This is a genomic window from Halorubrum tibetense (assembly GCF_042661865.1).
In the GTDB taxonomy this organism is placed as follows: Archaea; Halobacteriota; Halobacteria; order Halobacteriales; family Haloferacaceae; genus Halorubrum; species Halorubrum tibetense.
In genome coordinates this window covers 1-992 of the sequence record NZ_JBHSWW010000513.1, presented here as the reverse complement: position 1 = coordinate 992, position 992 = coordinate 1, and the positions used below count along the sequence as shown (strand labels likewise).

Annotated in this window: 1 protein-coding gene and 1 pseudogene; one reads left to right on the top strand and one right to left on the bottom strand. The window is 70.4% G+C overall.

The window, feature by feature from the left end:
- The first annotated feature begins 39 nt into the window (after nucleotides 1–39).
- Complete coding sequence (locus ACFQEU_RS16615; protein WP_379783948.1) at nucleotides 40–726, top strand: CPBP family intramembrane glutamic endopeptidase; 687 nt, start codon at nucleotides 40–42, stop codon at nucleotides 724–726.
- A gap of 79 nt (nucleotides 727–805) precedes the next feature.
- Here ACFQEU_RS16615 and ACFQEU_RS16610 read toward each other — a convergent pair.
- Nucleotides 806–992 (bottom strand): annotated as a pseudogene (locus ACFQEU_RS16610) (DNA double-strand break repair nuclease NurA); the annotation flags it as partial.

Sequence of the window (992 nt, the reverse complement as noted above, 5' to 3'; positions counted from 1 at the left end):
GGCCACGACACCCACGACCCGCTTCGCCGCCTCCGTCGACTGGCGAGCGCGCTGTTCGCCGTCCTCCTCGCCCTCCTCGTCGCCAGCGCGGTCACCCAACCGGCCTCGACGCTGGCGGTCCGAGCCGGCCTCGTCGTCGAGGGCGGCAACGGGTGGCAGCTGCTCCGGACCATCGTCCAGTTTGGCGGGTTCCTCCTCGCGGCCCTCGCGTATCTGGCGATCACCGACGAGTGGGATCTGTTTCGCCTCTCGCGGCTCTCGCGGCGCGACGCCGGGCTCGTCGTGAGCGTCGCGGTCGCCCTGCTCGTCTTCCAGTACGCCGCGCTGTTCGGACTCCAGCTGGCCGGGCTCGGCACCGCACGGAACCAGGCGACCGTTCCCGGCGGCGACCCGATCATCTACTACCTCGCGATGATCGCGGTGTCGCTTCTCGTCGTCGGCCCAGTCGAGGAGCTGCTGTTCCGCGGGGTCGTTCAGGGGGGGATCCGCCGGGCGTTCGACGCCCTCCCCGCGATCCTGATCGCGAGCCTGCTGTTCGGGCTGATCCACCTCCCCGGCGTCGACGGCTCTCCCGCAGAACAGTGGGCGTACGTCGGTATCGCAGCCACGCTCGGCTGTGTGCTCGGACTCCTCTACGAGCGGACCGACAACGTGTTGATCCCTGGGCTGGCCCACGGGCTCTACAACGCGATGATCTACGTCGTCCTCCTCGTCGACAGTCTGTAACCCTGGATCGGCGTCCCGGCTGCCGGATCGGCGTCCCGGCTGCCCAGTCCCCGTATCGGACACCACGGGGACCGCCGGCTCAGTACTGCGCTTTTCCCCAGCGGTGGTCGTCGTACGTCGCCTGCTGGTCGCTGTCGAACCGCTCTTCGAACTTCCGGCGCAGCGCCGCCTTCTCCGTCGTCGAGATCCGCGCCAGCTCGTCCGCCTTCCCGACCGCCGCCGGCGGCCCGCGTGTCGTCGCCACGTCCGCGAGCACCTGCCGGGTG